The sequence below is a fragment of the Ohtaekwangia kribbensis genome, assembly GCF_042676245.1.
GTDB lineage: Bacteria > Bacteroidota > Bacteroidia > Cytophagales > Cyclobacteriaceae > Ohtaekwangia > Ohtaekwangia kribbensis.
On the sequence record NZ_JBHTKA010000001.1, the window covers coordinates 509,766 to 536,624 of the forward strand.

The 26,859-nt window shown below is 39.7% G+C and carries 25 protein-coding genes; 8 read left to right on the top strand and 17 right to left on the bottom strand.

Annotated features, from left to right (window positions below):
- Positions 1 to 262: 262 nt before the first annotated feature.
- Entirely contained in the window at positions 263 to 442 is a 180-nt protein-coding gene (locus ACFQ21_RS02105; RefSeq protein ID WP_377574145.1) for a histone H1, read from the bottom strand.
- 91 nt (positions 443 to 533) lie between these two features.
- Positions 534 to 1,784, bottom strand: a complete 1,251-nt coding sequence (locus ACFQ21_RS02110) for an aminotransferase class I/II-fold pyridoxal phosphate-dependent enzyme (RefSeq protein ID WP_377574148.1) — start codon at positions 1,782 to 1,784, stop codon at positions 534 to 536.
- 258 nt (positions 1,785 to 2,042) lie between these two features.
- On the opposite strand from ACFQ21_RS02110, the gene accC reads away from it, so the two are divergent.
- The 5 genes from accC to ACFQ21_RS02135 all read left to right on the top strand — a co-directional run bounded on the left by accC (position 2,043) and on the right by ACFQ21_RS02135 (position 7,529).
- Positions 2,043 to 3,533 (top strand): acetyl-CoA carboxylase biotin carboxylase subunit, encoded by a 1,491-nt coding sequence (accC, locus tag ACFQ21_RS02115; protein WP_377574151.1) that lies wholly within the window; start codon positions 2,043 to 2,045, stop codon positions 3,531 to 3,533.
- A 58-nt stretch (positions 3,534 to 3,591) separates the two neighbouring features.
- Positions 3,592 to 4,893 (top strand): DUF1015 domain-containing protein, encoded by a 1,302-nt coding sequence (locus ACFQ21_RS02120; RefSeq protein WP_377574154.1) that lies wholly within the window; start codon positions 3,592 to 3,594, stop codon positions 4,891 to 4,893.
- 2 nt (positions 4,894 to 4,895) lie between these two features.
- Complete coding sequence (locus ACFQ21_RS02125) at positions 4,896 to 5,462, top strand: Maf family nucleotide pyrophosphatase (RefSeq protein ID WP_377574157.1); 567 nt, start codon at positions 4,896 to 4,898, stop codon at positions 5,460 to 5,462.
- Positions 5,463 to 6,383: a CPBP family intramembrane glutamic endopeptidase gene (locus ACFQ21_RS02130; protein WP_377574160.1), complete on the top strand. Its 921-nt coding sequence runs from the start codon at positions 5,463 to 5,465 to the stop codon at positions 6,381 to 6,383.
- Positions 6,384 to 7,088: 705 nt separating this feature from the next.
- Positions 7,089 to 7,529, top strand: a complete 441-nt coding sequence (locus tag ACFQ21_RS02135; protein ID WP_377574163.1) for a nuclear transport factor 2 family protein — start codon at positions 7,089 to 7,091, stop codon at positions 7,527 to 7,529.
- 46 nt (positions 7,530 to 7,575) lie between these two features.
- On the opposite strand, the gene ACFQ21_RS02140 is transcribed toward ACFQ21_RS02135, so the two are convergent.
- From ACFQ21_RS02140 to ACFQ21_RS02170, 7 genes are all read right to left on the bottom strand, one after another.
- Entirely contained in the window at positions 7,576 to 7,992 is a 417-nt protein-coding gene (locus tag ACFQ21_RS02140) for a winged helix-turn-helix transcriptional regulator (RefSeq protein WP_377574166.1), read from the bottom strand.
- Between the two features lie 674 nt (positions 7,993 to 8,666).
- Positions 8,667 to 9,179, bottom strand: coding sequence for a hypothetical protein (locus tag ACFQ21_RS02145; protein WP_377574169.1), 513 nt, complete (start codon positions 9,177 to 9,179; stop codon positions 8,667 to 8,669).
- A gap of 19 nt (positions 9,180 to 9,198) precedes the next feature.
- On the bottom strand, positions 9,199 to 10,830 hold the full coding sequence (locus ACFQ21_RS02150) for a PAS domain S-box protein (RefSeq protein ID WP_377574172.1): 1,632 nt from the start codon (positions 10,828 to 10,830) through the stop codon (positions 9,199 to 9,201).
- 162 nt (positions 10,831 to 10,992) lie between these two features.
- Positions 10,993 to 11,628 carry an NAD(P)-dependent oxidoreductase gene (locus ACFQ21_RS02155; protein ID WP_377574175.1) on the bottom strand — a complete coding sequence of 212 codons (636 nt, stop codon included), beginning with the start codon at positions 11,626 to 11,628 and terminating at the stop codon, positions 10,993 to 10,995.
- A 206-nt stretch (positions 11,629 to 11,834) separates the two neighbouring features.
- On the bottom strand, positions 11,835 to 12,281 hold the full coding sequence (locus ACFQ21_RS02160) for a DUF2147 domain-containing protein (protein ID WP_377574178.1): 447 nt from the start codon (positions 12,279 to 12,281) through the stop codon (positions 11,835 to 11,837).
- A gap of 95 nt (positions 12,282 to 12,376) precedes the next feature.
- Positions 12,377 to 12,805 carry a DoxX family protein gene (locus tag ACFQ21_RS02165; RefSeq protein ID WP_377574181.1) on the bottom strand — a complete coding sequence of 143 codons (429 nt, stop codon included), beginning with the start codon at positions 12,803 to 12,805 and terminating at the stop codon, positions 12,377 to 12,379.
- Positions 12,806 to 12,843: 38 nt separating this feature from the next.
- Positions 12,844 to 13,764 (bottom strand): NAD-dependent epimerase/dehydratase family protein, encoded by a 921-nt coding sequence (locus ACFQ21_RS02170; RefSeq protein WP_377574184.1) that lies wholly within the window; start codon positions 13,762 to 13,764, stop codon positions 12,844 to 12,846.
- A 141-nt stretch (positions 13,765 to 13,905) separates the two neighbouring features.
- Here ACFQ21_RS02170 and ACFQ21_RS02175 point away from each other — a divergent pair, with 141 nt between their 5' ends.
- Positions 13,906 to 14,241 carry a winged helix-turn-helix transcriptional regulator gene (locus ACFQ21_RS02175; protein WP_377574187.1) on the top strand — a complete coding sequence of 112 codons (336 nt, stop codon included), beginning with the start codon at positions 13,906 to 13,908 and terminating at the stop codon, positions 14,239 to 14,241.
- A 1,016-nt stretch (positions 14,242 to 15,257) separates the two neighbouring features.
- Here ACFQ21_RS02175 and ACFQ21_RS02180 read toward each other — a convergent pair.
- From ACFQ21_RS02180 to ACFQ21_RS02200, 5 genes are all read right to left on the bottom strand, one after another.
- Positions 15,258 to 16,313, bottom strand: a complete 1,056-nt coding sequence (locus ACFQ21_RS02180; RefSeq protein ID WP_377574191.1) for a YybH family protein — start codon at positions 16,311 to 16,313, stop codon at positions 15,258 to 15,260.
- An 839-nt stretch (positions 16,314 to 17,152) separates the two neighbouring features.
- Complete coding sequence (locus ACFQ21_RS02185) at positions 17,153 to 17,587, bottom strand: hypothetical protein (RefSeq protein ID WP_377574193.1); 435 nt, start codon at positions 17,585 to 17,587, stop codon at positions 17,153 to 17,155.
- Between the two features lie 24 nt (positions 17,588 to 17,611).
- Positions 17,612 to 18,037 carry a hypothetical protein gene (locus tag ACFQ21_RS02190; RefSeq protein ID WP_377574196.1) on the bottom strand — a complete coding sequence of 142 codons (426 nt, stop codon included), beginning with the start codon at positions 18,035 to 18,037 and terminating at the stop codon, positions 17,612 to 17,614.
- A gap of 301 nt (positions 18,038 to 18,338) precedes the next feature.
- Positions 18,339 to 18,917: a Crp/Fnr family transcriptional regulator gene (locus tag ACFQ21_RS02195; protein ID WP_377574198.1), complete on the bottom strand. Its 579-nt coding sequence runs from the start codon at positions 18,915 to 18,917 to the stop codon at positions 18,339 to 18,341.
- Between the two features lie 203 nt (positions 18,918 to 19,120).
- A complete protein-coding gene (locus tag ACFQ21_RS02200; RefSeq protein WP_377574201.1) occupies positions 19,121 to 19,972 on the bottom strand; it encodes an aldo/keto reductase in 852 nt (283 codons plus the stop codon).
- Between the two features lie 377 nt (positions 19,973 to 20,349).
- Here ACFQ21_RS02200 and ACFQ21_RS02205 point away from each other — a divergent pair, with 377 nt between their 5' ends.
- A complete protein-coding gene (locus tag ACFQ21_RS02205; protein WP_377574204.1) occupies positions 20,350 to 21,249 on the top strand; it encodes a helix-turn-helix domain-containing protein in 900 nt (299 codons plus the stop codon).
- Positions 21,250 to 21,490: 241 nt separating this feature from the next.
- Here the strand turns inward: ACFQ21_RS02205 and ACFQ21_RS02210 are convergent, their stop codons facing one another.
- Together ACFQ21_RS02210 and ACFQ21_RS02215 are read right to left on the bottom strand one after the other, a co-directional pair.
- On the bottom strand, positions 21,491 to 22,444 hold the full coding sequence (locus ACFQ21_RS02210; protein WP_377574206.1) for a YybH family protein: 954 nt from the start codon (positions 22,442 to 22,444) through the stop codon (positions 21,491 to 21,493).
- Between the two features lie 365 nt (positions 22,445 to 22,809).
- A complete protein-coding gene (locus ACFQ21_RS02215; RefSeq protein WP_377574208.1) occupies positions 22,810 to 23,379 on the bottom strand; it encodes a hypothetical protein in 570 nt (189 codons plus the stop codon).
- Positions 23,380 to 23,479: 100 nt separating this feature from the next.
- On the opposite strand from ACFQ21_RS02215, the gene ACFQ21_RS02220 reads away from it, so the two are divergent.
- Positions 23,480 to 23,662: a hypothetical protein gene (locus ACFQ21_RS02220; protein ID WP_377574210.1), complete on the top strand. Its 183-nt coding sequence runs from the start codon at positions 23,480 to 23,482 to the stop codon at positions 23,660 to 23,662.
- A 234-nt stretch (positions 23,663 to 23,896) separates the two neighbouring features.
- Here ACFQ21_RS02220 and ACFQ21_RS02225 read toward each other — a convergent pair whose 3' ends face one another.
- Complete coding sequence (locus tag ACFQ21_RS02225; protein ID WP_377574213.1) at positions 23,897 to 26,326, bottom strand: ATP-binding protein; 2,430 nt, start codon at positions 26,324 to 26,326, stop codon at positions 23,897 to 23,899.
- Positions 26,327 to 26,859: the final 533 nt, after the last annotated feature.

Below are 26,859 nucleotides of genomic sequence, written 5' to 3' on the forward strand. Positions count from 1 at the left end.
ACCGAGAAAACCCCTCGTCAATATTTTCATTCAATGTGATGCACGAACACGAAGCCGATAGAATGCACTTTTTGTTCAACGTTTACGTTGCTCCGACCAGCGGGCTTCTCGCGGGACGCTCAGCTATATGAATTAAAAGCGCACGCTCGAGGTGGCTTTAAAGTAAAGTGACTCTATCGCAAGCGTACTCAAAAAAGAAAAGAGACCACTCCATTCGGAATGGTCTCGTAAAATTCTTCAGTCAAGAATATAGAGGGAAATATTATGATGCCTTGTTCTTAATATCCTGAACCTCAGAGCGAATAGCCTGAGCCAGGTTTTTAAGATCTTGCATACCCTTTCTTACACGGGTACCGGCAGCACTGTTTCCTTTGTTATAAAACTTGTCGATATCTCCTTCTAAGGAAGCGATGAGATCTTTAAGCTCTTGAAACTTTTGCATTGTCTTGGAGTTTTAGGATTTAATAATTTAGTTTCTTACTGCCAATTTAAGTAAAAACCTTAAAAAACAACTCAAAAAGCGGTTTTTTTGATTATTTGGTTACTGACACTAAAACTTCCTGCTTGTAAAATCCACTGTCGAGCTTCGTTTTAAGCTGCGAAAATGCAGCCAAAGTCTCCTCAACATCGGCCAATGTATGCGCTGCTGTTGGTATGATTCTGAACATGATAACATCCTTAGGCACAACCGGATAGATCACCACCGAACAGAAAATACCAAAGTTCTCGCGAAGGTCCATCGCCATGTTGGCCGCCTCACCAACACCCCCTTTAAACAATACAGGTGTTACCGGTGAAGTTGTTGTTCCTATATTAAAGCCACGCTCTTTCAAACCGCTCTGCATAGCATGAACAATTTTCCAGAGGTTGTCTTTCAGTTCAGGTTTTGTGCGTAACAACTCGAGACGTTTGATACCACCGATAACCAACGGCATCGGTAAGCTCTTCGCATATATTTGAGAGCGTACGCTGTAACGCAGATACTTAACGATCTTCTTGTCGCCACCTACAAATGCACCGATGCTTGCCATCGACTTGGCAAATGTAGAGAAGTACAGATCGATACCATCTTGTATGCCTTGCTCCTCACCTGTACCGGCACCGGTTTTACCCATGGTACCAAAGCCGTGAGCATCATCAACAAACAAACGGAAATTATATTTCTTCTTCAGTTCAACAACGCCTTTCAGATCGCCTTGTTTACCTGACATACCGAATACACCTTCTGTGATAACAAGTATACCACCTCCGGTTTCGTCAGCCAGTTTTGTTGCGCGCTGAAGTTGTTTTTCCAGGCTTTCCATGTCGTTGTGTGTATATACAAAGCGTTTACCCATGTGCAGGCGAACACCATCGATGATACATGCATGCGACTCAGCATCATATACAATAACATCTTTACGATCTACCAATGCATCGATAATAGACACCACACCCTGATAGCCGAAGTTCAGAAGCATAACATCTTCTTTCATAATAAACTCCGCGAGCTGACGCTCGAACTCCAGGTGGTGAACAGAGTTACCCGACATCATACGCGCACCCATCGGTAAACCTAAACCGTATTGAGCAGCTGCATCTGCATCAGCCTTGCGCACTTCTGGATGGTTCGCTAATCCCAGGTAGTTATTCAAACTCCAGTTCAGGACGTTCTTACCATTGAATTTCATGCGTGGACCGATCTCTCCTTCCAGCTTAGGGAAAAAGAAATAATCATCCGGAAGATGAGAGTACTTGGCCAGCGGACCGGCCTCCATTCTTAGCTTGTCAAATAAATCTACCATTTCTCGATCTGTTAATTGCCGGCAAAAATAAGGAAAATTCATAAATATGCTTCCTTCATCACTTACAGGAATGCCCTTATAAGTTGGTTTAAAAGCCTTAGATTTGTTTAAATTCTTACAAATGGAAGCTATTCGCCATAAATACAGCACCGAAAGAAGTTGCAGCCCTAACATCTGTCATAACAACTACTTACGTTTTTACAGTGCTTTTTCTCAAACGCGTTCACGCTTCTAAGTCTCAATCCTATATTTTAACGTATGCCATCCATTCAGAAAATACTTGTTGCTAACCGTGGTGAAATTGCCTTACGCGTAATGCGTTCTGCACGCGAACTCGGAATAAAAACTGTCGCTGTATATAGTGAAGCCGATCGCCACGCACTGCACGTGCGCTTCGCTGATGAAGCTGTTTTTATAGGACCACCTCCTTCTGCCGAATCGTATCTGCGCATGGAGAAAATCATTGATGCTGCACGTAAAACAGGAGCGGATGCTATACATCCCGGTTACGGTTTTCTTTCCGAGAACGAAGACTTTGCCAAGCTGGTGGAAGATGAAGGCCTCATCTTTATAGGACCGTCAGCAAAAGCCATTGAGCTGATGGGAAGTAAACTTGCTGCGAAAGCTGCAGTAGCAAAATTCAATGTGCCGTTGGTGCCGGGTACAAGTGAACCAATTACGGATGTTAACAATGCAAAGAAGATTGCTTCTGAGATTGGCTACCCGGTGCTGATCAAAGCGAGTGCCGGTGGTGGCGGAAAAGGTATGCGCATTGTTGAAGACGAAAAAAGTTTTGAAGAACAGATGGAGCGCGCGATCAGTGAAGCTACATCTGCGTTTGGCGATGGCTCTGTATTTATAGAGAAGTATATTACCAAACCACGTCACATCGAATTTCAGATTTTTGGTGACACGCATGGAAATGTAGTACACCTCTTCGAGCGCGAATGTTCTATTCAGCGAAGACACCAGAAAGTTGTAGAAGAAGCCCCCTCCTCTATCCTTACACCTGAAAAACGGAAAGCGATGGGCGAAGCTGCAATCAACGTAGCAAAGTCATGCGGTTATTATGGTGCGGGTACTGTAGAATTCATTCTCGATGACAAACTGAATTTCTACTTCCTTGAAATGAATACGCGTTTACAAGTGGAGCACCCGGTAACAGAAGAAATTACCGGACTCGATCTTGTTAAACTGCAAATCAAAATAGCAGAAGGTAATCCTATACCTTTCAAACAGGACGAACTAAAAATAAACGGACATGCCGTTGAAGTACGGGTATATGCGGAAGACCCTTCGAACAATTTCTTACCCGACATCGGTACACTGCAAACCTATAACCGTCCGCAGGGACATGGTATACGCGTGGATGATGGTTTTGAACAAGGCATGAGTATACCATTCTACTATGACCCGATGATTGCCAAACTGATCTGCCACGCGGAAGACCGTGCCGGTGCAATTGAAAAAACAATTCGTGCTATAGATGACTACGAAATCACCGGACTTGAGACAACGCTTGGCTTCTGCAAATTTGTAATGCAGCATGAAGCGTTCCGCTCCGGTAATTTTGATACACGCTTTGTTGAAAATTACTTTACACCAGCATCGCTTCTTCCGGAAGCAAACGAGGATGAAGAACTCATTGCATCACTGCTCGCCACTACCCTGCTGAATGGCAATGGTAAAGCAACTGAAGAAACCACGATCGCTACACCGGTAAGCAAGTGGAAGAAAAATCGTCTTTAATCAGAAAGACAGAACACCAGTATATATCAACATATAAACAAGACACTATATATAACGAATGGCAGAAATTATACCGATTCGTCCCTGGCGCTACAACCACGAATTGTCACAACGTATCGATGAACTTGCTTCTCCGCTTTTTGACGTAGTAACTGAAAAGCAGCGAGCTGCGCTCTATCAAAATCCCTATAACAGCATACATCTGTCCGTACCAAAGCCACCGTATGCAGCCGACCGCGCGGGTCTGCTGCTGGAAGAATGGAAACAGAAGGGTGTTATACTGCAAGACAAATTACCGGCCATCTATGTATACTATCAATACTTTAAAGTACAGGGTATAGCGAAAGAGTTTTGTCGTAAAGGATTTATCTGTCACATACGCACCTACGACTGGAACGAAGGCGTTATACTGCGCCATGAGAATACCATTCCTAAATCCGTTAACGATCGTATCGAACTACTCGAAAAAATAGAGCTCCACGCCAGCGCAACACATGGGCTTTATACAGACGGCTCGTTTACACTGGAGAAGTATATGGATGAAGCTATTCAGAGTCCGCTATACGAAACAGAAGATTACCAGGGTGTGCGCGATGTACTGGCAGCGATACACGATAAGGGTGTTATACAACAGTTCCTGGATTTTATCGAACCCAAGACAATCATTCTGGCAGATGGTCATCATCGCTATGAAGGCTCGCTATACTATAAACACAAACAACAGGAGCAAAATCCGCTGCATACGGGTAAAGAAGGATACAACTATCACCTGATGTATCTCACCAATACCGAAGCAGACGATCTCAAGATTTTACCAACACACCGGTTGATCCAGGGTATAGCAAACTTCGATGAAGAAACGATACTTAAAAAACTCGAAGAAGACTTCATCATCAAACCGATTGACGATGCGGATACAATTAACGAGGTCATCGTTGGTAAACCATGGGCCTTCGGATTGATCTTCCGGGAGAACGCCTACAAAATCAGGCTGAAACCTGAATCATTACCAAAAATCAAATGGCATTTTCCGGATGTCGTAAAAGCACTCGACCTTACGGTGATGCATTACTTCGTGATTGAAAAAGCATTGGGTATACCGGGCAAAGACCAACGGGCATCTGAAAACATAACATTCGACAGAAGCTTCTCGGATTGTCTCAATAAAGTGATACAAGGTAAAGCGCAGCTGGCCATCATCACCAACGAAGTATCCATCGAAGATATCAAGAAGGTTTGCGCGAGTGGCTATACCATGCCGCAAAAATCCACATACTTTTACCCAAAAGTAATTGGTGGATTTTTATTCAGTACGATTAAGGAAAACGAATTTTCAACACCGGTATATTCTCCCTTTTAGTTATGGCTACACAACGTTCCATCATCCTGGCATCGAGCTCACCCCGCAGACAATACCTGATGAAAGAAGCGGGCTTTACCTTTACGATTGAAAAGCCTGATGTGGAAGAAGACTTCCCCGCTACGTTACCGGCCGAGCAGGTAGCACGCTACCTCGCAGCTAAAAAAGCAGAATACTTTCGCCTGAAGATGCACGATGAAATTATCGTTACTGCCGATACAGTGGTAATACTGAACAACACGATCATGAACAAACCGCAGGATCGTGCGGAAGCAATAAAGATGTTATCTGATCTTTCCGGACAAACACATAAAGTAATGACCGGTGTATGCATTCTCTCCAAAGAACGCGAAGAGACTTTCGATGATACCACCGAAGTTACCTTTGTAAAACTCACGCCTGCTGAAATTGAATTTTACGTTGATACCTATAAACCATACGACAAAGCCGGTGCATACGGTGCACAGGACTGGATTGGTATGGTAGCCATCGACAAAATAACCGGCTCGTACTTTAACGTGATGGGACTCCCCATTCACAAAGTATACCAGCATCTAAAGAACTGGTAGATGAAGAAAATATGGAGGTACCTCACGAATCATGTTCAACATGATTTTGAGTGGAAGCATTACCTGTTCGTTGCCATCTTTCTTTCTGTTTGTCTTTTCGCAAACTATACATTCGACTTTGAAGATAGTATACTTGATAACATTACGGGTATTAACAAGCTGATCGCATACTTCGCGTTCTTTGCGCTCGCATACTATACAGTGCTGATCTCTGTTTCGATATTCAAAAAAGAAAAGTCGTTCTGGATCAGTAAAAAATTTCACATCAAAAGCATACTGGTACTATTTGTGCTGGCCCTCGACAAGAGCGCCCCCTTTCTGAAGCCGCTCATCACACAGATGTTTGCTCCTGAACTATATATATGGATATATAAAGTAACCGTTAACCTCATCAGCGTCTTCACCATCATTATACCCTTGTTGCTATACTATTTTCTATACGACCGGCGGGAGAAACACATCTATGGACTAAGACCGCAGCACTTTGATACCCGCCCCTATTTTACTATGCTGGGCATTATGCTGCCGCTGATCATCGCAGCATCTTTTCTTCCTTCGTTCCTGAAACAATACCCGATGTACCGCGGGGCCGGGGCTGCAGACTACCTGGGTATATCGGAATGGATCACGGTGTGCTCGTACGAACTTGCCTATGCCGTTGACTTTGTTTCGGTGGAATTTGTATTCCGTGGATTTCTTGTCATCGCCTTGCTATCTCATACCGGCAGAAACGCTATATTGGCGATGGCTGCTGTATATTGCTTTTTACATTTTGGCAAACCCGCAGGCGAAGCCATCAGTTCCATTTTCGGTGGGTATATATTAGGTGTTATAGCCTATGAGACAAAGAGTATATGGGGCGGGATTATTGTGCATGTGGGTATAGCTTGGTTGATGGAGGGTATGGCTGCATTGCATTAGGCGTTGATTGTTATCGGTTAATAGTTACCAGTTAATAGTGAATACAGAAACGGATAACGATTCACGTTCCGTTAAACTAGCCAAAATAGTGGAATTTGAAGCTAAAAAGCCGCTTTTTAGATAGGATCAGTAACAAGACAGGATTTCGTAAGATACTATGTGATGCCTTTTCGAAGGTTATAGCGCTTTCTGCGCTTGCATACCGGACAACATTTCAAAGAAGTAGATTCAAATATACCATATCAAATCATAACCATCAATAGGTCTATAATCTGCATTTAACCATTGGCTTCTTACCGAGGGGTTTCGAAGAAATCCTGTTCGGTTCATTACGACCTCGAAATTCTCATTATTTCAAGGTTTCTTAGCTTGATTAATCAAGCTTGTTCGAACCACTCAGTCCGGGTATACTATAAATCGATTTGGGTAAAGGGCAGGTCAATATTCACTAGCAAATAAAGTATTCGAAGTATGCAACGATAAAGATAATTGTTCCGGATAGGTAATCACCAGTTGGCATTTAACGTGACCCTTTTATATTACAACTGAATTAATTATAGATTCAGGCTAAACAAAATGATATCGGTAATAAAAGGTTAGTGAATAACCTTTTGAATATTACTAATAAAATGTAACTAAAGTGTCTGTAACTTTGCTATTGGATATCCAACAACAAAGAATTAAAAAAACATTTAACAATAGATTATGACACTTGATATTTTGAACACTAAAGAAGAATTGAGAAACTTAATAGACGCTTATGCCTATTTAGGCGATGCGAAAAATATCGCAGAGCAAATGAAGCTATTTACACCAGATGCTATATATAAAGTATATATAGGCGACCTTTTAGCAGCAGATGTTTCCGGTACCAAAAGCTTGGAAAAAGAATTTAATAAACATGCTTCTGAGGTGAAGACTTATTTTACAATGAACGGGCAACATACTGTTAGCATAGATGGTGATACTGCGTTAGGTGTTTCCTTTTCGCAACTAAAAATGATAAGAGAATCGGGCGGCAAAAACATCATTACAGATTATAGTGTAAAATATGATGACAAGTACATCTATCAAAATGGGAAGTGGTTAATAAAACAGCGTTTTGGCTACTTTCTAATTATAGATGCCAGACCAATAAATAATTGATTAGATCAACCCTTTAAAATGCCGCATCTTAATTCGAGGCGGCATTTTATATCTTTTTAAGATTCTTACTACCATAATGACTTGCGGAAGCAAGATCCGTCTTGATCTTTTGTCGATGCTGGATTCCCCATTTAGTCATTGCTTTTACAACCTCTTCTAGAGTATGACTATATGGTAATAGTTCATACTCAATTGTAACGGGATATCCAACCGATACTTTTTTGACAATAAAGCCATTCAATTCCAGCTCTTTCAATTCATTGGAAAGCACCCTTGCGGAAATTCCCTTAACCTGTCTTTGAAGTTCAGTAAATCTATTATTTCCCCTTGCCATCGCGATGATGATCATGAGTTTCCATTTGCCGCCAATTGCATATAAAGCATCGCTTACCGCCGAGAGAATCTTTGTGCACTCGTCAGTAAATTCTTTATTAACTGTTGTTTTCCTGTTTTTACTTTTCATATATATATATATACTTCCAAAATGCTAGTCACTAACCTTTAGGTGACAAGTAACATATTATAATCGAATATACTATAGCCTTGACTTTTATTTTAAGACAATTCAAAAAATATATGAAGTTCAAAAATAATTACTATAATTTGCACAATACGATTGGAATGCCCCTCCTAAGCGGTTCAATGAAATAACAGGAAATCCGGCAATCACCGAGGTACTTAAAAATGTGGGCTTACCTGTCATATATACTATGGGTTAGGACTTGCTTTGATTGCTTTCGCCATCCTGTTTGCTATTCCAAAAAAAATGGAGATTGGATTATTCTTTTGTCCTGTTATTTCGCAGGAGCTTTAGCTATTGAATTATCTTGTCAACTCCCCTGAACGCCTTTATACCAATGATCATTATAATACAATGGAATAAATGAAATACTGTTTCTCAAAACGTTGATGATCCATATATCTACCATTAGGAGCGCTTTGGAATTACTATCGGGAAAATGGACGATGCATATTCTTATTTTCCTGTTGAAAAATGGCAAGACCGGTTTTGCCGATTTGCAGAGAAGAGATTACCCTATATATACTATAACCGTAAGAAAAATGGGCGAACAGAACAAGAGGCTGCCTCTTTGAGACAGCCTCTTAAATAATTACTTAGAGGCTGGGGTTCTACGTCTACCAACTTATTTTATAAGTGCTTTTTCCAACATTTTCAACTTTTCCGGTCTGAATAGAAATTATTTCAAGTATACCCAGCCAAACACCGATGTATAACGCTTCATCGTAACCGAGTGCGGGGACATACATCGTAACCGAGGTCTCGGTAGCTTCAAGTACTTTTCTTGGCTCCACATCGGAGCTGTGATTCAACTTGAATCCTTCGGCCTCAAAGAGGATGAAGTCTTTGGGAGTTTTTAGATGGCTGGGAAGCCCCACAGTGCGCTTAAGAGTAGGATAGATTCTTTTACCCAAATCTAATATTGCTTGTTTTGGATCTGGAAAGTCTTGTGAATAGATGGTCAGTACCTCCTGCCATGTTGTGGTATCATAAAATTCTTCCGGGTCAAGTTCCCAATGAGTCAACCCTGTTTCCTTTACTAAATAGTCATCAATCTTCTCTATTGATCCCTTTGAGTTAAATGCGAGCATTCCTGTAAGTGTTATGAATTTACCCTTGACTTGTGCCATTGTTATAATTGATTAAAGTTTAGACTAGACCAAGTTGCTTTTTGTATTCATCTTCCTTTTGCAACCACGCATTTTTTAGCATTTCCGCCTGCTCGAGGCTTTTCACCAGTTCCAGCTCCTGCTGAATCTCACTCGTCACATTACGCACGAACAACAAAAAATCGCCCTTCAAGCCGATGACGATCACTTCGCCCATAAATGGGTTTCCATTAGTAGGAAATATTTTTGTCCTTTTCTTTCCGCCTTGCTTAATCTTATCCAGATGCAAAACCTTAAATACCGATTGATAATTAATCGAATTGCCCGATTGAATGTCCAATAACTGCTCCATCTGTTTATTCAGAAAAACAAATACACCATCCGGACTCATCCGAATAATGCCAAAAGGACTACTATTTAAAATCGTTGTTATTGCCTCTTCACTTTCCTCAAGCTTCTTTTGATTTCGTATCATTTGCTCTTCTCGCTCCTTTTTGTCGTTGATAACAAAGAGCTGCGCGAGATATTCTTTTGGCATTCCATCATCTCCGAGGACCGGAGCTACGATTGCATCGACCCAATAGAAAGTTCCATCTTTCGCCCGGTTTTTAATTTCACCGCGCCAGATGCTTCCTCCGTTAATTGTTTGCCACATATCCTTAAAAATCTCGTCCCGCTGATGACCAGATTTGAGTATCCGATGATTTTTGCCAATTAATTCCTCGCGTGAGTATTTTGCCCATTTACAGAATTCGTCATTCATATAGGTAATGTTCCCTTGCCGATCAGTTCTTGAAACAATGGCTATATTATTAATGATGTTTGTCTGTGCGAGCATCTCCATTTGAACTCTCTTCATCTCTTCCTGCGTTGCAGAGAGCTCTTCCATATTCTGGCGCATCTCCTCTTCTTGCGCTCTCAGCTGCTCTGCCTGAAGTTGACTTTCCCGCAGCAACTGATTCGTTTTTTCAGAATTTCCGATGCTGACCGCGGCCGATGCAATACCCTCAGCTACCTTTCTCACAAATTGGATTTCGAACTCTTCAAATTTCCGGAAGGAGGCTAGCTCGATTACACCTACAGGTATATTCTCGGATAAGAGCGGGAAAAGAATAATGCATCGCGGCAAAGCTTCTCCTAGGCCAGAAGTAATCCGAACGTAATTCTCCGGCACTTGTGTCATCATGATAATTTCTTTCTCCAGAAAGCATTGGCCTACAAGTCCCTCACCACATTCTAATTTATTTGTCATAAATTTCTTCTTGCCAAAGGCGTAACATCCGGCTAGTTCGAGGTACGTTGACTCTTCTTTACGCCTCACGTAAATCTGCCCCTGATTAGCCTGTAGGTAATTGACCAGATTACTGATAAGCCTGTCATAGAACAGCGTATTGTCGTGTTGATGAATGCGAATCAGATACGCGAACTTCGCGATTCCCTCGTTCGTCCATGTTCGCTGTTGTTCCTCCACCCGTAGCCTGAGCATCTGTTGACGCATTGCGTCCAGAGACTTGAGAAGCTCGGTATCTGCAATATAGTTATGGCTTTGAAGGTCACCTGATTTAATACCATTAACCTGCTCTAAAGCTGCGCGCAGTTCCGCTTCTGCCTTGTCAGCCCTTTGATTCAATTCCGCAAGATTCCGCTTGCTCGTCCAAGTATATTTAAACATTATTCAACTATATATATCATTATGACCACTAAGTAACTATATTTAAGTATCACCTAGAGTAATTAGTATCGTGATACTTAAAGAAGTAATACCATAATATAGGTCTTCCTTATTGAGACTTCCAAAGTACCTATATATAGGCACACAACCCGATCACATTTATCAGTTACTAATCGCAGGGGCTTTATGTATATACTTTCGGTTGTTGATTTGTTGCAATAGGAAGTCTGCTAAATCAGCTCGTGAAAGTGAGAACAGATTTATCGTTCCATCTCCCAGATATCCGACATTGACATTTCCAGTTGCTGTTTTGTTGCTCAGCATTGGTATTCGAACTATAGTCCAATCAAGATTGCTTTCAGCAATGTATTTTCCTGCTAAAACAATATTATCATAACTATCCCGAAGCAGGTTTTTTACCATAAAAGCGCTAAGCGAAAAACCGAACTGAAATTTATCGTTACTGTCCCGAAAGCTTGGTGTTGCAATCGCTATCAATCTTTTAACTTCCGCCTTTTTCATGACCTCCACAATGTTTTTAATTCCCTCAGCAATCACAAGTCCTTTCGTATGCTGTGTCGGCCCCAAGATGCTTATCACTACATCAGCACCTTTCATCGCTTCTTCAATTTTATTGAATTCGACCAATTCACCTTTTAGAATGCGAAGATTTTTGTGTTGAATTGGGATCTTGGTTGGTGTTCTTGCATACGCGGTTATAGTATGGCCACTTTGTAATGCTTTCTCTATCACCAGAAGCCCTGTTGCTCCAGTTCCGCCAAATACTGTGATATTCATTTATTTTAAAAATTACGGTGATCTAAAACTTAATGCAGTTCTTTTCCTCTTACTACTTTATTATACAGAGGCTATAATATTTTATCAAATATTATAACCTCTGTATCTCTAACATGCTTACTATAAAAACAAGCATATATATATAGAGAGAGAGATAGTTCAGTCGCACAACGACAAGCGTATCTTGCACCAGTGGAATAAATTTTCTATTCTGATACTCGTGTCCATTTTACTGTTTGTCCAAACAAGGAAAGTCCAAAGTATCCTCGCATTTCAAGGTTATTCAGCTTCTTCAATGTCAATTTTGCACCGTAAGTTTTCCCACTTCGTGCATCGTACAATTTTCCCCCCGTATATTCTCCGTCATCATAAGAAAGGTCTGACATAAACACCATATTTAACCTTGTTCTGGTTCGCAATTTCGGATCAGGATTTTTAGTGTCCTTCAGGGGAGTCTTACCATCTTTTTCGTAGATCTCGCTGCCCCAAAGTAGTCTGCCAAAATATTTATTGCCTGACTTGAAAATTTCCATTTTTGCATCCTTATCTTCATTAAGCCATACACCTAATACTTTGTCGATTTCAGAAGTAGTCTGTGCAAACAGGTTTGCAGTGGTGAACAGGAAACTCAATAGTAAAACGCCTTTTCTCATAATTTGAAGTATATTGTTTTAGGACTAATTTGTTTTTGATAGGGCAGTCTGAGATTGAAGAGCGTCATGCGCACACCATCATAGATATAGTTTGATTATAAGTGCTTAGGAAGGATTATGATTTTTTTAGATCTTCCCCACGCTACAAAGCCTGCCAATAATCCAAAGATCAAATTGATTGGTAGCGCTTGCATTTCTCCTCGTGAAATGTGAAAAAGAAGAGCAAGAATCATCATTACTATCAAACCAAGAGCGGCCCCAACTGTAAGGGAAGGCCGAATGCGTAGTATTGATGGAAGTAATAACCCGATCGCAGCTAAGAATTCTGAAACGCCGATAATTCTCACGAATAAAACTGGGATGTCTCCCGGCCAAACTAATTGCGCTGCAAGGTCTGGTATCGGTGAAGTTGATTTCATGATTCCGGCCATTCCAAAGGCGGCAGCAAGAATTACTTGCACTGCCCATAATGCAATGTTAAGACCTTTGATTTTTTTTTTGCTTGATAAAGTTGATGTCGACATACGCTTTGTTTTTCTTTTTTATATATCAGATATGAAGTTTAGGATTTCGCTTTAAGGAGGCGAGCGGTGTCATGAAGTGCTTCATCGATTGGTTCTGGCTTGAGACCAAATGTTGCTGTTGCTGCATTGGAATCAATTAGAAACGGAGAATCGAACTGATAGCGTGTTGCCCGCAACTCACGTATCATTGATACAAACAGTCCGGCAATCCAGAGTATAAAGTATGGAATTACTATTAACTTAGGACGCTCTAGTCCATTCACTTCAGCGAAACGAAGAATGAGTTCGCGCGCAGTCATTGGTTTACTGGTTGGAACATGCCAGGCTTTGCCCCAGGCACGAGAATCTTCGGCCACCGTTACTAATAGCTTAGCAGCATCGTTCACCGAAGTCCAGCTACGCGGAACATCAAGGGGTATTGGCGACATAACAGTCTTACCCTCCAAAAGTGGTTTACACAATGCCAATGAAAACATAGAGTTTGGTTGCAAGTGATCACTGGAGCGTATCTCTGTCATTCGTATTCGACCTGCGTTGTGAAGAGTCAAAGCATTACGCCACATATCGGCTCGAACACGAAGCTTCGGATCCGTTGCTGCAAGAGGTGTATCTTCCGACATCAAACCTTTTACAGGACCGTAGCCATACAGATTGCTATAAGTAGCCAGAACAGCATGAGTTCGTTCTGCCGCGATCAAGAGTGCAGATGCCAGGGGCGGCCAATCTTTCGGCCATGTATTGTAGGGCGGACTTGCACAGTTATATATTGTAGAACTGCCTTCGGCAATTTTACTTAATACATCAGCATTGGTGGCGTCTGCTGCCACTCTTTTAATTCGAGGATGATTTGGTCCCGAGCCACTTCGTGTTACAAGAATTACCTGCTCTCCGCGTTCTGCTAACAATTCAGCCGTGGCTACACCAACAGCGCTTGCTCCAATAACTACATGAAATTTCATTTATATATGCTTACTTTAATAATCAATACACCTTCGAATTTCTAATTCGACTTGGCAAAATTAGCTATATTTGCTTTCCAAAGTATACTAGTTTCCAAAAGGAAAGTGGTATCCTTTTGGAAAGCATTAAACACTAGAACTATGAGGAAAATAGATCATCAAGAGTGCGTCATCCCCGTTCGTGATGCTTTGGATGTAATAAGTGGAAAATGGAAGTTATTGATATTGATTTCTATTGCGGCCGGCTACAAGAGGTTCAAAGAGATAGAACGAAACACCCCGAAAATAACTCCCAAAGTCCTTGCGAAAGAATTAAAAGACCTGGAGGAACACCGGCTTATTAATCGTACTGTGTATGACGAAACGCCTGTCGTTATAGAGTATAGTTTAACACCGTACGCTGAAACTTTGGAGAAAGTAATACTTGCGTTAAGAGATTGGGGGGCTAATCATAGAAAACAGATTTTCGGTAAATAGATTAGCAAGAATTTCATTTCCTGGATTTCTTTAGTAGCTATCGAAATGAGAAGTCATAGTATTCCTATATCGTGTACCTAAAAACAAACCCCTTATTTTTTGCATGTATATACACGATTTTACCTACATAATCGAATTGCTATTCGATTTGTAAAGAGGAATTTTGTGGATGAAGAGATTATTATTTTGAGTAGGCCATACTCCAAAAGCCAATTTTAAGTAAATCTGGTAAGAAAAGGCTCGAAATAGTGCCCTCCTCCAGTCTACTCAGCATTTAAAATCCTGAAATCAAAAAGTTAGACTATTACGGGTGGCTCAACCGTAACCGGTATATACATTTGAAAGTGGACAGATATATATCTTAACGCAAGTCTACTTGCTTTCACACACCATATATAGTGCATATAGTTTACATTTCTCTTTTTTGTTCGTTTCAATTAGAGCATCATTCTTATTATGGACAGGATGTCCATTCCATGCGCAAATTATTTTCGAGCAATACATGTTCATTCAACACTTATACATGCAAGAAGCAGAAAACTCTGCTATGTTTTTCATTCTAAAATACAATGAAGCGCAGCTGTAGCGCACTGAAATCAATCTGTGATGGTAAAAATGTACTATATGTCATGGTATATTTTTACAAGAAGGATGATTGTGGGATTCTGAAACAATTAGCAGGAACTATATAACAACACCGGGATATACTTGTGCCCAGTCATCGAAACGGTGTTTTTTTTTTAAATTAAATTCTTAAATCTATGAGAACATTCCTTTAATTGATGTCATAACAAGTGGTATGCATTTCAAGATTACTGTATAGAATATTTAGTGCAAAGACCATTTAAGGCTTCAAAGACAAAGTACACATAGGATGCTTAGTCAAACGTAGACTGAATATAAAAGCCCATCGGCAAGAGCAGATTTACTTCTACTTTTTTGCGGATGGGCTCGATAATAAGGTTCAAAAGTGAGCTTATTTTCTATAGGAAATATTTACTTCATAACTATAGGATTCAATTGCGAGGTAAGTCCATAATACGGTTAATACGCCAAACTCCGTCATGTCCCTTCACCCAACGAACAACATAGTTAGTTTTCTTTACAGATTGCACACCGTTAATCTCCACTGTATTTTCTGACTGTCCAATATCAAAAGCCACATTGTCATGCACGAACCGAGCATGCAATTTTATGGTAGACGAGACTATACTTCCGGATTCAAAAAAAACGCGGTAGTATTCATATAGACCTTCGCGATTCACATCAAGTCCCTCTCCATAAAGATGAACGTCTGTTGTCCAAAAGTGCGAGGCGGTGGCTAGATTACCTGATATAAGTGCTTCTCTATAGGCTTCGAAGCGGTCTGTAATTTTTTGGCTAATAGCATCATCACCCACTTGGTGATTGTCGGGCAGATGCCTGTTGTGACAAATCACAGGCCCCTCGTCAGTTGTTGGAGTAACTTTAGATGTACTACCTCGTGATCCCCCAACTGACTTATCAACGCGCCACAATCCGTCATGTCCTTTTATCCAGCGCATGAAATAATAGCCGTTAATAATATACGGAGTTCCATTCACGTGGTTAACATTATCATAGGCGCCAAAGTCATAAACCACATTGTTATATACATGCTTTTCTAATGATTGCAAGTCATATGAATCCACAGTTCCTCCAATTCCATAGTACCAAGTCATTTGTTGATGCATCCCGTCACGATCCTTATCAAAATTCGGGGTAAACTCATGATGGTCTGTTGTCCAATAGTCATTGTATAACAGGTCTAGATCTTTAGTGATAAAAGCTGTTGAATATGTGACGTTCCTATCAGTAATTTCCTGCCCGATTGAAACACATTTTGCACTAACCTGTTTATCATCTATAGTGGATGAACTTGAGTTAGTCTCAGTACTTATATCTGTACGTTCGAGACTCAAGTCACTTTCCAAATTTGAACAGCTCGTGATCGTTAACCAAAAAGCCATTATTACGATACTGACGCATTTGGCAACGCAAATATTATACTGTGTTTTGTTGTCCTGATTCAAATTTTGTTTACATTTTTTCATCGCTTTTAACGTTTAATTGAACTTAGAAATATATTATATTATTCGATGTTGGTATAGAACTACCAACACATAGGAGGCTAGCACTCCTGGCGTCAAAGATGCAATCTTCAACATTTGTTTTGTTTGCAAAAGTGATATAAACATCACCAACCGTATAAATCAGGGGTGCTACCGCAATTGCTTAATACTATATAGTATAAATAGTGGCATGTTGTAATATATTATATACATTACCAACCGTCATATATATAGGTTTAGGGTGATATCGATAAAGAAAAAAAATGAATACAAGCAAAGAAAATTACTTTAGAATTTCTCCCAACGGGTCAAGGCTAGCCCTTAACTGAATGTCTGACGCTGTGAAGATATACATTTACACTGTATAATATATTTACAGTGTAAATGTATTAATTTGTACCATAAAGATGTTTACACTGTAAAGAGAATAGATGCTAACGTTGTTCTTGATTTTTTAAAACAAAGAAACTTGTAGCAATACATTTTTACAATATGACTTGTAGGAGGCCGAACCTCTACTAGATCAGCATTTAGAATGGATTTAAAGTATTTATACCTATTGGAATGTAAGAAACGGAATGTCAGAAAATTCTTTGTTTGAGATATGGTGTTGTCGTAAAAAAATAGCATCATACAAGGCAAGAGTGTATAGATAGCAAGGCAAATGCGTTCAATTGTTATTCATTAAATGACCTAGAGTAAACGATTTAGACTGATCTTAATATTGGAGGAACAAAACGTGCCACTTCAAAATGATAGTGTAGTAAAATTAAAAAAATACCTTCGCGGCAAAGGACTGATCAAATAGTTGAATCTCAAAATCAGCTTTTAATCAGTGACCCTTGGAGCCATTCGCAAGCAGATTCCAAGTTATGAAAATGTTTAAGAATTAGTCCATTTGTATTAGGAACCACGAAATCTCCATCAAAAAAATCATTTCCCACTCTCACAACTTCATCATCAGGCAAAACCGTGGCAACGTATCGAATGCCCGCCTGAGCAGCACGCACCATCCAATCTTCAATGACCCACTTCGTATCATCTTCTGGAATCGCGCCAAGATATTTTGTATTCGCAAGCCATCCAATTGCTCCATGTATCCTTTGTTTCTCTATCAGTAACTTTAGTCCATTGTTCAAATGTTCTCTGAATTCGTCACTATATAAAAACTCTGTGATTGTATCTATTAAGCACGGGACTCGGGGTTCATACTCGATAGTGGATACACCTCGAGTGGCATAAAGAATTTCTTTCATATCCAGTATTTACGAAAATAGGAGTTAAACTTGCAACAGAGATTCACGAAGCCACCCTTTAGCTGTTTCGATATTTTCAAATGATGCTGTTTCTATTTTTGGGCTGAGGGTAACGTAGTCACTGATTTGCATGTTTGCAAATACCTCGTTCGGTAAGACGAACGATAAATGATATATACCTTCGTCAAGAAGTCTTGGGTTCCAGTGAGAAGCAGCCCACTCTGCTGTGCTATTTCCATCCATTTGCAAAGTGTCAGCGAGCCAGCCAATTTTTGAATATTCTTTTTTCTTTTCAACTGCGTAATCTAATCCGAGATTGAGAAGATCTTTAAATTCATCATCTGTCGCAAATCCAAAATGAGTTGCAATAATGCACGGAACGGACGGATCGAAACCCAGTGTTCCATACTCCTGTGTATGTAGTCTAGTTATTGCGGATTGTTTATTCATTGCTGTTTGTCTCTAAGTTTAAAAAACCATTTTACCACATATTATATCATCTCACTCTTGCTGGCTGTCAACAAACTGTTCGAATGACAACAATCTACCGACACTTTGCGCCAAACTATTTCCAATGCGTGAAATACATTCTTTGCTAATTTCTCCTGCATCATTCATAGAGATTAGAAATTTTAATTTGATAAGACGATTGAAATAATGTGACTCACTTCTACTATATTAAACAATACCACAAAGCTATAATCCTCAGGTATGAGAAGGTAGTGAACAAGTTCACTAAATGCAATCTGGATTATTTTTTCTGGGAAAGCTTCCTTCTTATTTTACTTACAAATTCGCGACTGATGCCCAAGTAGGCAGCAATCATACTGTTGGACAGGTGCTGATGATGAGAGTATTTTTGAAGAAAATCCAGATAACGTTCGTCAGCAGTTTTACCTAATATATTAATTACTCTTTGTTGCAAAGCAACGTGTGTCTTCTGAGTCATTATCCTGAAAAGTCTTTCAATCTTTGGAAAATGTTCATAGGCGTATTCTTTTTTCTCCTTCTTAATAATATATACCTTACTATCTTCAAGTGCTTCAATATATAAATTGGATGGCTTTTCGTTTGTAAAACTGTCAATATCAGTAATCCACCAGTCAGCGGCAGCAAAGTAAAGAATCTGTTCAAAGCCATTGGCATCTATATGATAGACTCTGAAAAGCCCCTGATCAACAAATCCCTCAAAAGTACACACATGTCCTGCCTCTAAAAGACGCTCTTTTCTTCTTATCAATTTTATTTCAAACAAACGGCAAAAGTCTTCTATCTCGTTATCCGAAATCGATATATGTTTGGCGATGTTTTGCTTTAGCGATTCAAACATTTAAAGAATGAGTAACTAATTTGAGCTTCAGCATTGAGTAAAGCTGATGCCTGCATAATTAGCAGGCACCCTAGTTTTGCAGGTAAATCGATTGATGACTATTAACTCAATGTCTTCTTGTCGGACACGGTATGCAAAAGCTATAGGAAGATTCAACTTTATAGTTCTTCCATTCGTCAATATCATAAGCAATATGCGATAGACTATAAATCAAGTTTCCTGCTGGCGAGCCATTTTACGACATTCGGGTCACGGTGGTCCATGAATGCACTTGTATTCTGATCAAGGGTTTGAATAGTCTGCATATCTTCGCTGTTCAACAGGAAATCAAAAATGTCTAAGTTCTCTTCCATCCGTTCTTTGCGAACAGATTTAGGAATAACAATGATACCACGCTGTGTCAGCCAGCGAAGCACTATTTGTGCAATGGACTTACTATATTTTTCACCTATAGATGCGAGCAACTCGCTCTTAAAAAGGTCATTCTTACCTTCCGCGAAAGGCGCCCAGGACTCGTGCTGCACACCATTCTCCTTAAGAAATTTTTGCATTTCAATCTGCTGATGAAATGGATGCGTCTCAATTTGATTCACTGCCGGAACAATCTCATTAAAAGAGATCAGATCCATCACTCTGTCGGGATGAAAATTACTTACACCAATGGCTCTTATTCTGCCCTCACGATATAGCTCTTCCATGGCTCTCCATGCCCCATGAACATCACTATAGGGCTGATGAATCAAATACAAATCGAGGTAATCAAGCTTAAGTTTTTTTAGCGAATTATCGAAAGCCTTTTTTGTTTTTTCATATCCTGCGTCCTGAATCCAGAGTTTTGTTGTAATGAACAAATCTTCTCTTTTAATGCTGCTTTTTTTGATTGCTTTACCTACCGCTTCTTCATTAAAATAGGCTGCCGCTGTATCGATCAAGCGATAGCCGCACTGTATTGCTTCATATACACTTTGCTCGCATTCTTTCGGATCAGGGACCTGAAATACACCAAAGCCCAACAACGGCATTTCAATTCCGTTATTCAATTTAACTGTCTGCATCTTCTTCTGTTTTTGGTTAGTATATTCTTATATGTAGTATATATCTATATGATCAGGTTGATTCTCTTAATCATTTTTTCTTCTGCCAAGCTCCTCCTGTTTGAAAAGATTGACATCGAAGTCATGCACCTTTTTTTATCAACTTGATTGCTACTTCATATTAGTTAGACCAAGTCCCAACCCGTTTTCACTAAACTCTCTATGTTTCAAATCAAATTGTATTTATCCGAATCTATTTATGCTACAAAAGTGTTTTTATTTTATAGCCTAGCACTTATACAGATTACAGATTTATCTACCAAATTCACTGATTCACAGGTCTATTTGGGGGAGGAATCTTAGAACACCTTCATTTTGGGATAATAACAAAGAGAAATATGGAAGAAATACTAAAGTTTGACACCATCAATCAATACAACGCCTTCAATAAAAATATAACACTTCATCCACTGGTTAGTGTGGTTGATCTTTCGAAGGCCGATCCCAGAAGACTGAGGCGCATGAGTTATGGTTTTTATACTATATTTCTAAAAGAGATTAAATGTGGAGATCTCCGATATGGTTGTAGTAATTATGATTATGATGAGGGAACACTTGTTTTTCTAGCGCCAGGTCAGGTAATTGGATCTACAGGTGAGGAGTATTATCAGCCACAAGGTTTGGCATTAGTATTTCACTCAGACTTTTTACTTGGCACTGTGCTTGGTCGCCACATCAGTGACTACTCATTTTTTTCCTATGCAGCGAATGAGGCGCTACATTTATCGGAGCGCGAGCGGCAAATTATCCTCGATTGTTTTTCCAAAATCAAATTTGAATTGGAGTATTCCGTAGATAAGCATAGTAAAAAATTGATCGCATCTAACATCGAATTATTTCTCAATTACTGCGTGCGATTTTATGACCGGCAATTTATAACACGTGGTGAAACTATACACCGAGGAATTGTGGAGAGGTTTGAAGCCTTACTCAATAATTTCTTTTCTTCAGAGAAACCGCAGACAGTAGGCCTTCCTTCGGTTGCATATTGTGCAAATGAACTTAATCTTTCAGTAAACTATTTCGGAGACTTGATAAAAAAAGAAACTGGAAAATCAGCCCACGAGTATATTCAACTTAAACTGATTGACGTAGCCAAGCAAAGAATATATGACACCAACAAATCTGTGAGCGAAATTGCTTACGAATTGGGTTTTAAGTATCCTCAACACTTTACGCGGGTATTCAAGCAATACGTGGGTATATCTCCGCTTGAGTATCGAAGTTCATTGAATTGACAATGTCACGTTAATGTTAATCATAGGCCTCCTTGATAAATTCTGAAAGTAGATAATATACTTTGATTCCCATATAAAAGATTACATAAGATTATACCCAAGGAGAGTAACAAAACATTTTTGAGTAGTTATTACTCGCTGTTAAAATGCCTTCTCAGAACATAATCACTGCACTGAAAAGGCATTCCCCCCATACGCTTTAATTTTTTATTCTCTGCGAATGGATTGCCACACGGTCAAACTATCGGCGGAACACCTCCATGATCCGGGTAATGCGCCATACTCCGCCATGCCCCTTCTCCCAACGTATAACATAATTGGTCTTTTTTGTAGACTGCACATCGTCCGTTACAATCGTATCATCCGATTGTCCAATGTCGTAGGCCACATTACCATGGACAAACCTGTAAAACAATGTCGGCTTTGACGATAATATCTGTCCCGTTTCAAAAAATTGACGATAGTGCTCGTACAACCCTTCGCGATCTGCATTGAGTCCTGTGCCATAGAAGTGGATGTCTTGCGACCAGAATTCATAAGCTTGGTTTATATTTCCTGTAGTAAGCGCATTTATATATGCATTAAACCTGTCCGTAATTTCGCTATTGACTGCAGGTTGGTCCGACTGATTCTTATTGAAACAAACCACCGGACCTTCATTCGTTGTCGGTATAACTTCAGAAGAGTTTCCTCTCGGGCCCCCAACGTTCTTGTCAACGCGCCATACTCCGTCATTCTCCTTTGTCCATCGTATAAAATAGTAATCATAACTTGTAAACAGCGTGCCATTCATTTCACCAGTACTATTACCAGCTCCAAAATCATAGACCACATCTTTATACACATATCGGTCTAATGATTTTAGGTTATAAGAATATAAATTTCCTCTTTCGTAAAACCAAGTCATCTGTGCACGCATCTCCTCCCGATCTTTATCCCAATTGGGAACAAACGTGTGGTGATCTAGCGGCCAAAAGTCATTATATAGCAGGTCCACATCTTCTGCAACAAAAGCCGCGTTGTAAGCTTTGAGCCGATCTGTGATTTCCTGCCCTATCGATACACATTTTTCAGTGGCAGGTTTGTTCCCTTGAGTTGATTCGATCGAGGTCTCTGTACTTGCCTCAGAAGGTTCCACTGTAAGGTCACTTTCAAGATTCGCACAGCCTGTAACCATTAACCATACGGCTATCATAATACATAAAACGGTAGCAACACTGTGGATTGATTGCTCATTTTCCCTTTGCAATTTCGAATTTAGTCTACATTTTTTCATTTTACTCTTAACGTTTTGGTTTTAAATTTTGAATACGATATAGCACAATGGTAGTAAAAGCTACATAGAGAAGCATTGAACAAGTTCACAATAGAATACGGTATATTTTTATGTAGATACAACAAGGCTCGTATTATATACCTTACTTTCAGTATCCAATACGGTGAATAGGAATATACAGTGTTAAAAAAAGTGAGATGCCCATTGTATTATCAAAGCAAAAAGATTGGACTACGTTGTTTAGAGCGGAGTTGTAATACGCTCTTTGCGTGACTTCTAGTCTATTAAAATGAGTATGTATAATTAAACATCCCCGTTAACTCCGAATACACGGATTGTTGTTCAGTCCCCTTTAATCTCCGCAGAAAATTAGCCCCAAATGAAAAGTTATGTTTAGAAGCACTTCCTTCACTTCCCTTAGGAGTATAGATAAAGTTCAACCGATTATTCAGCACAGGACTGGACGCTACATCACCCGATGTTTCATTATAAGAGGCCGTGAGTGTTGCGCGTAATGTCTTTTCCATAAAGCCCTTTGTAACGCTCAAAGTCGGCCCCCAATAAATCGTTTTTACACCGGCAGCATCGTTTTTGTATATATTTCCTGATAAGGCGAGTGTTGTATTGGATGGCACCAGTGAATAACTATATGAAATGTTTCCGGTAATAAAATTAGACTGTTGATCTCCGCCTTCGTAATCCGCTTGATCGCTCGCCTTCCGGTAACTTGAATTGATCTTTATACTTTGAGGATTCTCTTTGCCTCCGAGATTTCGAACTACAGTCAACCCGGTTGTTTCACTTACCTGATAAAAGTTTAGCGTATCGAGATTGTTTCTGTAATATAGCTCCAACTCATTTATCGAACAATGTGTGTTAAAAAACGGGATTCTTTTGAATGGAAAATTGAATACTGGTTTTAAATGAATATATTTTTGCCTAAATAAAATTATAATGGCAAAAAAGAAAGTAAAAAAAGGACCTAACACAACGAAGGTATTACGCGAAGATCTACCATTCTGGATGAAGAAGTGGAAAGTCTCAGGGTTGCAAATTGGTGGAGCGAAACGAGCACTTCAAAGTGATAGCGTTAGTAAAATTGAGAAATACCTTCGCGGTAAAGGACTGATCAAATAGTTGAATAGTTTCAGTAAAGAAGCAGTTCTGACAATGCATGTAACATGCATTGTCAGTCTGTAATACCTACTGTAACGCCCAAATCTTAGTGAGCTAACGGGTTTTAATGTTTGCATTCACAAGGTAAACGAACTGAACTTTTATTTATCGAAATTTTTCCGAAGGGTATAGTTTTGTTTCCGAACAACGCGAATATTTTTCCGAATAGTCGCTTCGACAGTTGAACTACTGATGTCAAACTGGTAACGAAAAATAAAAAACAGCTCCTTCGCCTACTTTTCCTTCTGCCCAAACTCGCCCACCATGCTTGGAGATAATTCGTTTGACTATAGCCAGTCCTATTCCGGTTCCCTCAAATTCTGAGACACCGTGGAGACGTTGAAAGGTGCCAAATAATTTATTGGCATATTCCATATTAAATCCTGAACCATTATCTTTTACATAGTATATAACCTCACCGTCCCCTTGCGAGCAACCGATCTCTATCTCCGGAAAAAGTTTTTTTGAAGAATATTTAATTGCATTTGAAATTAAGTTAGTCCATACCTGATACAGTAAAGTCCGGTCTGCAGAAGCTGGCATCAATTCATGCACTTTAATGACAGCCTTATGTTCAGTCGTTCGACTGATTTCATTAATAATACTTCGTACAAGTTGGTTGGTGTTGACCTCTGATCTTTCAAGTACTTTCCGATCATATCTGGAAAGAGCTAATAGTCCTTCAATGAGATCGTTCATTCGGCTTACATTGCGAAAAATAGCGTTAAGGGCTGCCTCTCCTTTGTCATTAAAAGCATCTATATGATCATCCTTTAATATGTGAGCGAAACCATTTATAGAGCGAAGCGGAGCACGCAGGTCATGTGACACGGAATAGCTGAATGACTCCATGTCCGAATATGCTTTAGTTAATTGATCATTCTTTAGTTCAAGTTGGTAATCAGATTCTCTACGTTCTTTTATTATCGTTAGTAAAGAGGCAATTCTTGTCCGTAGTTCCTCAGGGTGAAATGGCTTGAATAGGTATTCATCAGCTTTCGCTTCCCATCCTTTGAGCATTGCATCCCGGTGGGTTAAAGCAGTAAGTAACACGACCATTATCTTAGCTGTATCGGGATTAGATTTAATTTCAATGCAAACGGATATTCCATCTTTTTCAGGCATCATTACATCGCTGATGACAAGATCAGGCTTCCACGATGCAACCAGTTGAAGCCCGGTCACTCCATTATTTGCCGTTTTTATGTGGCACATATCCTGTAATAGCGAAACTATATATATACGAAGTTCCTCATTGTCTTCACATACCAATACTTTAAGAAATGAACTGTCATTAGGTGCAATTGTGCTTTCTTCGGTAGCTTCAACTTTATATTTTGGAACAAGGGAGACGGTATTGTTTCCTGTATGGACAAGAGGTTCATCGATCGTTACCGGTGCAGCGCAGGTAAATGTAAAGGTACTTCCAACCCCTGTGGCACTCTGAACGTGAACTGATCCTCCCAGGAGCTCTGAGAATTCCTTAACCATAGCAAGTCCAAGCCCCGTACCTTCAAACCTTCGTGTTGATGAACCTTCTATCTGATTAAATTTTTTAAAGAGATTTGCAGTTTCATTTTCAGGTATACCTATGCCGGTATCCTGTACCGACACGGTCAGTATATCGTTTTGCCAATCCGCTGTTACCCGTACATTTCCACCTTCTTCCGTAAACTTAGCTGCGTTGGAAAGTAAATTGAACATGATTCGCTCCAACAAATACCGATCTGTCATTATGAGTCTGTCTACACTATCAATATCATATACCAGTTCAATTTTCTTTCCTCGGAGCATCGATTCAAAATCATTAAGCACTGCTCTTAATAAAACTTTGGCATTTGTAGATTCGAGCCGTACTTTCATTTTACCCGCTTCATACTTAGCAAAGTCAAGTATACCATTAACTAGCTGTAGAAGGCGAATTGCATTATTGTGTATAGTCTGAAGAAATTTTTGGTGTTTCTCTGGTACCGCACCATACTTACCGGATTGAATGGATTCAAGTGGTGCGAGTATGAGGGATAGTGGTGTTCGAAGTTCATGCGAGACGTTTGCGAAGAATTCGCTTTTTGCCTTCTCAGCTTCTCTCAGTTTTTGATTTGCCTCTTGAATTTCCTGAGCGCGCTTGAATACCTCAGTCTCCATCGTATCAGCTTTCGATTTGAGTTCCTCTGTAAGCTGATCCTGCTCGTTTCGCCTCTGCTTTAGCTTGATGAACTCGGTAACGTCCTCAACCTTGTGAATAATATATTCTATCTGGTTCGATGCCCCGAACACAGGCGTATTGATAGGACTCCAATAGCGTTCTTCAAATCCACCACCTTCCGAAGCCGGTATAGGTATATCATATTTTTGAACAGCCATCGTATCCGCCACCTTGTTTTCAAGCACTCGGTTTAATGATGCTCTCAGGTTGCCTACACCCGTTGCCGTCGGGTCGTCAGGATTATCCGGAAATACATCAAAAATAATTCTGCCTACAATTTCATCCCGGCTTGTTTTGGTTGCCATCAAATAAGCATTACTGACACAAACAATTTCCAGCTTCGGCGATAGGACTAAATATAGCGCGGGTGCCGACTCAAACAAATTCCTAAAATCCGGTGTTGACTTTGGGAGACTCATGCAGAATAGCGTTAGGATTAGAATATCAAATAACCTATAACGAAATGGCAGCTCTAAATTTAGCCGCTTATTAAATATAGCTTTTCAGGTTGGAATAGTAAAGTATAAATCAAAATAATCCAACAATCTGTTTAACCTTATAGTTTTTGATTAATAATCATCATTTTGTAATCTGAAAAATAAAGAAAATCAATGAAGTATTATCGAAATATAGCTTGCCTTTAATGTAGTATAATTATACTTCATGCTGTATTACACTTAATTCAATATTGTATAACGGTGACCTTGATGTCGTATCACAGTGATTTTAACATTATATTATATCAATTGTTTATTCTGCTTATCGCGGAGAAAATGACGAGCAGCGATTGTGCGCTGCTATCATTAGATTGTGCTCAAAGGTGAAACGCTGAGCTTCTTTATAAGCACTCAAGCAAGAAGCAGCTATAGAGCCTCGCGGATAGCTTGACATCAGGCCTAACTATAGAATATTCAGAAATTCAAATAGCCATACTATAGTTGTATGATTACTT

Coding starts and splice junctions, on each gene's coding strand:
- ACFQ21_RS02185 (WP_377574193.1), bottom strand. CDS start 17,587: ATGAAAGAAATTCTTTATGCCACTCGAGGTGTATCCACTATCGAGTAT.
- ACFQ21_RS02195 (WP_377574198.1), bottom strand. CDS start 18,917: ATGTTTGAATCGCTAAAGCAAAACATCGCCAAACATATATCGATTTCG.
- ACFQ21_RS02125 (WP_377574157.1), top strand. CDS start 4,896: ATGGCTACACAACGTTCCATCATCCTGGCATCGAGCTCACCCCGCAGA.
- ACFQ21_RS02155 (WP_377574175.1), bottom strand. CDS start 11,628: ATGAATATCACAGTATTTGGCGGAACTGGAGCAACAGGGCTTCTGGTG.
- ACFQ21_RS02135 (WP_377574163.1), top strand. CDS start 7,089: ATGACACTTGATATTTTGAACACTAAAGAAGAATTGAGAAACTTAATA.
- ACFQ21_RS02190 (WP_377574196.1), bottom strand. CDS start 18,037: ATGAATAAACAATCCGCAATAACTAGACTACATACACAGGAGTATGGA.
- ACFQ21_RS02120 (WP_377574154.1), top strand. CDS start 3,592: ATGGCAGAAATTATACCGATTCGTCCCTGGCGCTACAACCACGAATTG.
- ACFQ21_RS02175 (WP_377574187.1), top strand. CDS start 13,906: ATGAGGAAAATAGATCATCAAGAGTGCGTCATCCCCGTTCGTGATGCT.
- ACFQ21_RS02145 (WP_377574169.1), bottom strand. CDS start 9,179: ATGGCACAAGTCAAGGGTAAATTCATAACACTTACAGGAATGCTCGCA.
- ACFQ21_RS02105 (WP_377574145.1), bottom strand. CDS start 442: ATGCAAAAGTTTCAAGAGCTTAAAGATCTCATCGCTTCCTTAGAAGGA.
- accC (WP_377574151.1), top strand. CDS start 2,043: ATGCCATCCATTCAGAAAATACTTGTTGCTAACCGTGGTGAAATTGCC.
- ACFQ21_RS02110 (WP_377574148.1), bottom strand. CDS start 1,784: ATGGTAGATTTATTTGACAAGCTAAGAATGGAGGCCGGTCCGCTGGCC.
- ACFQ21_RS02210 (WP_377574206.1), bottom strand. CDS start 22,444: ATGATAGCCGTATGGTTAATGGTTACAGGCTGTGCGAATCTTGAAAGT.
- ACFQ21_RS02170 (WP_377574184.1), bottom strand. CDS start 13,764: ATGAAATTTCATGTAGTTATTGGAGCAAGCGCTGTTGGTGTAGCCACG.
- ACFQ21_RS02150 (WP_377574172.1), bottom strand. CDS start 10,830: ATGTTTAAATATACTTGGACGAGCAAGCGGAATCTTGCGGAATTGAAT.
- ACFQ21_RS02200 (WP_377574201.1), bottom strand. CDS start 19,972: ATGCAGACAGTTAAATTGAATAACGGAATTGAAATGCCGTTGTTGGGC.
- ACFQ21_RS02220 (WP_377574210.1), top strand. CDS start 23,480: ATGGCAAAAAAGAAAGTAAAAAAAGGACCTAACACAACGAAGGTATTA.
- ACFQ21_RS02180 (WP_377574191.1), bottom strand. CDS start 16,313: ATGAAAAAATGTAAACAAAATTTGAATCAGGACAACAAAACACAGTAT.
- ACFQ21_RS02140 (WP_377574166.1), bottom strand. CDS start 7,992: ATGAAAAGTAAAAACAGGAAAACAACAGTTAATAAAGAATTTACTGAC.
- ACFQ21_RS02205 (WP_377574204.1), top strand. CDS start 20,350: ATGGAAGAAATACTAAAGTTTGACACCATCAATCAATACAACGCCTTC.
- ACFQ21_RS02225 (WP_377574213.1), bottom strand. CDS start 26,326: ATGAGTCTCCCAAAGTCAACACCGGATTTTAGGAATTTGTTTGAGTCG.
- ACFQ21_RS02165 (WP_377574181.1), bottom strand. CDS start 12,805: ATGTCGACATCAACTTTATCAAGCAAAAAAAAAATCAAAGGTCTTAAC.
- ACFQ21_RS02160 (WP_377574178.1), bottom strand. CDS start 12,281: ATGAGAAAAGGCGTTTTACTATTGAGTTTCCTGTTCACCACTGCAAAC.
- ACFQ21_RS02130 (WP_377574160.1), top strand. CDS start 5,463: ATGAAGAAAATATGGAGGTACCTCACGAATCATGTTCAACATGATTTT.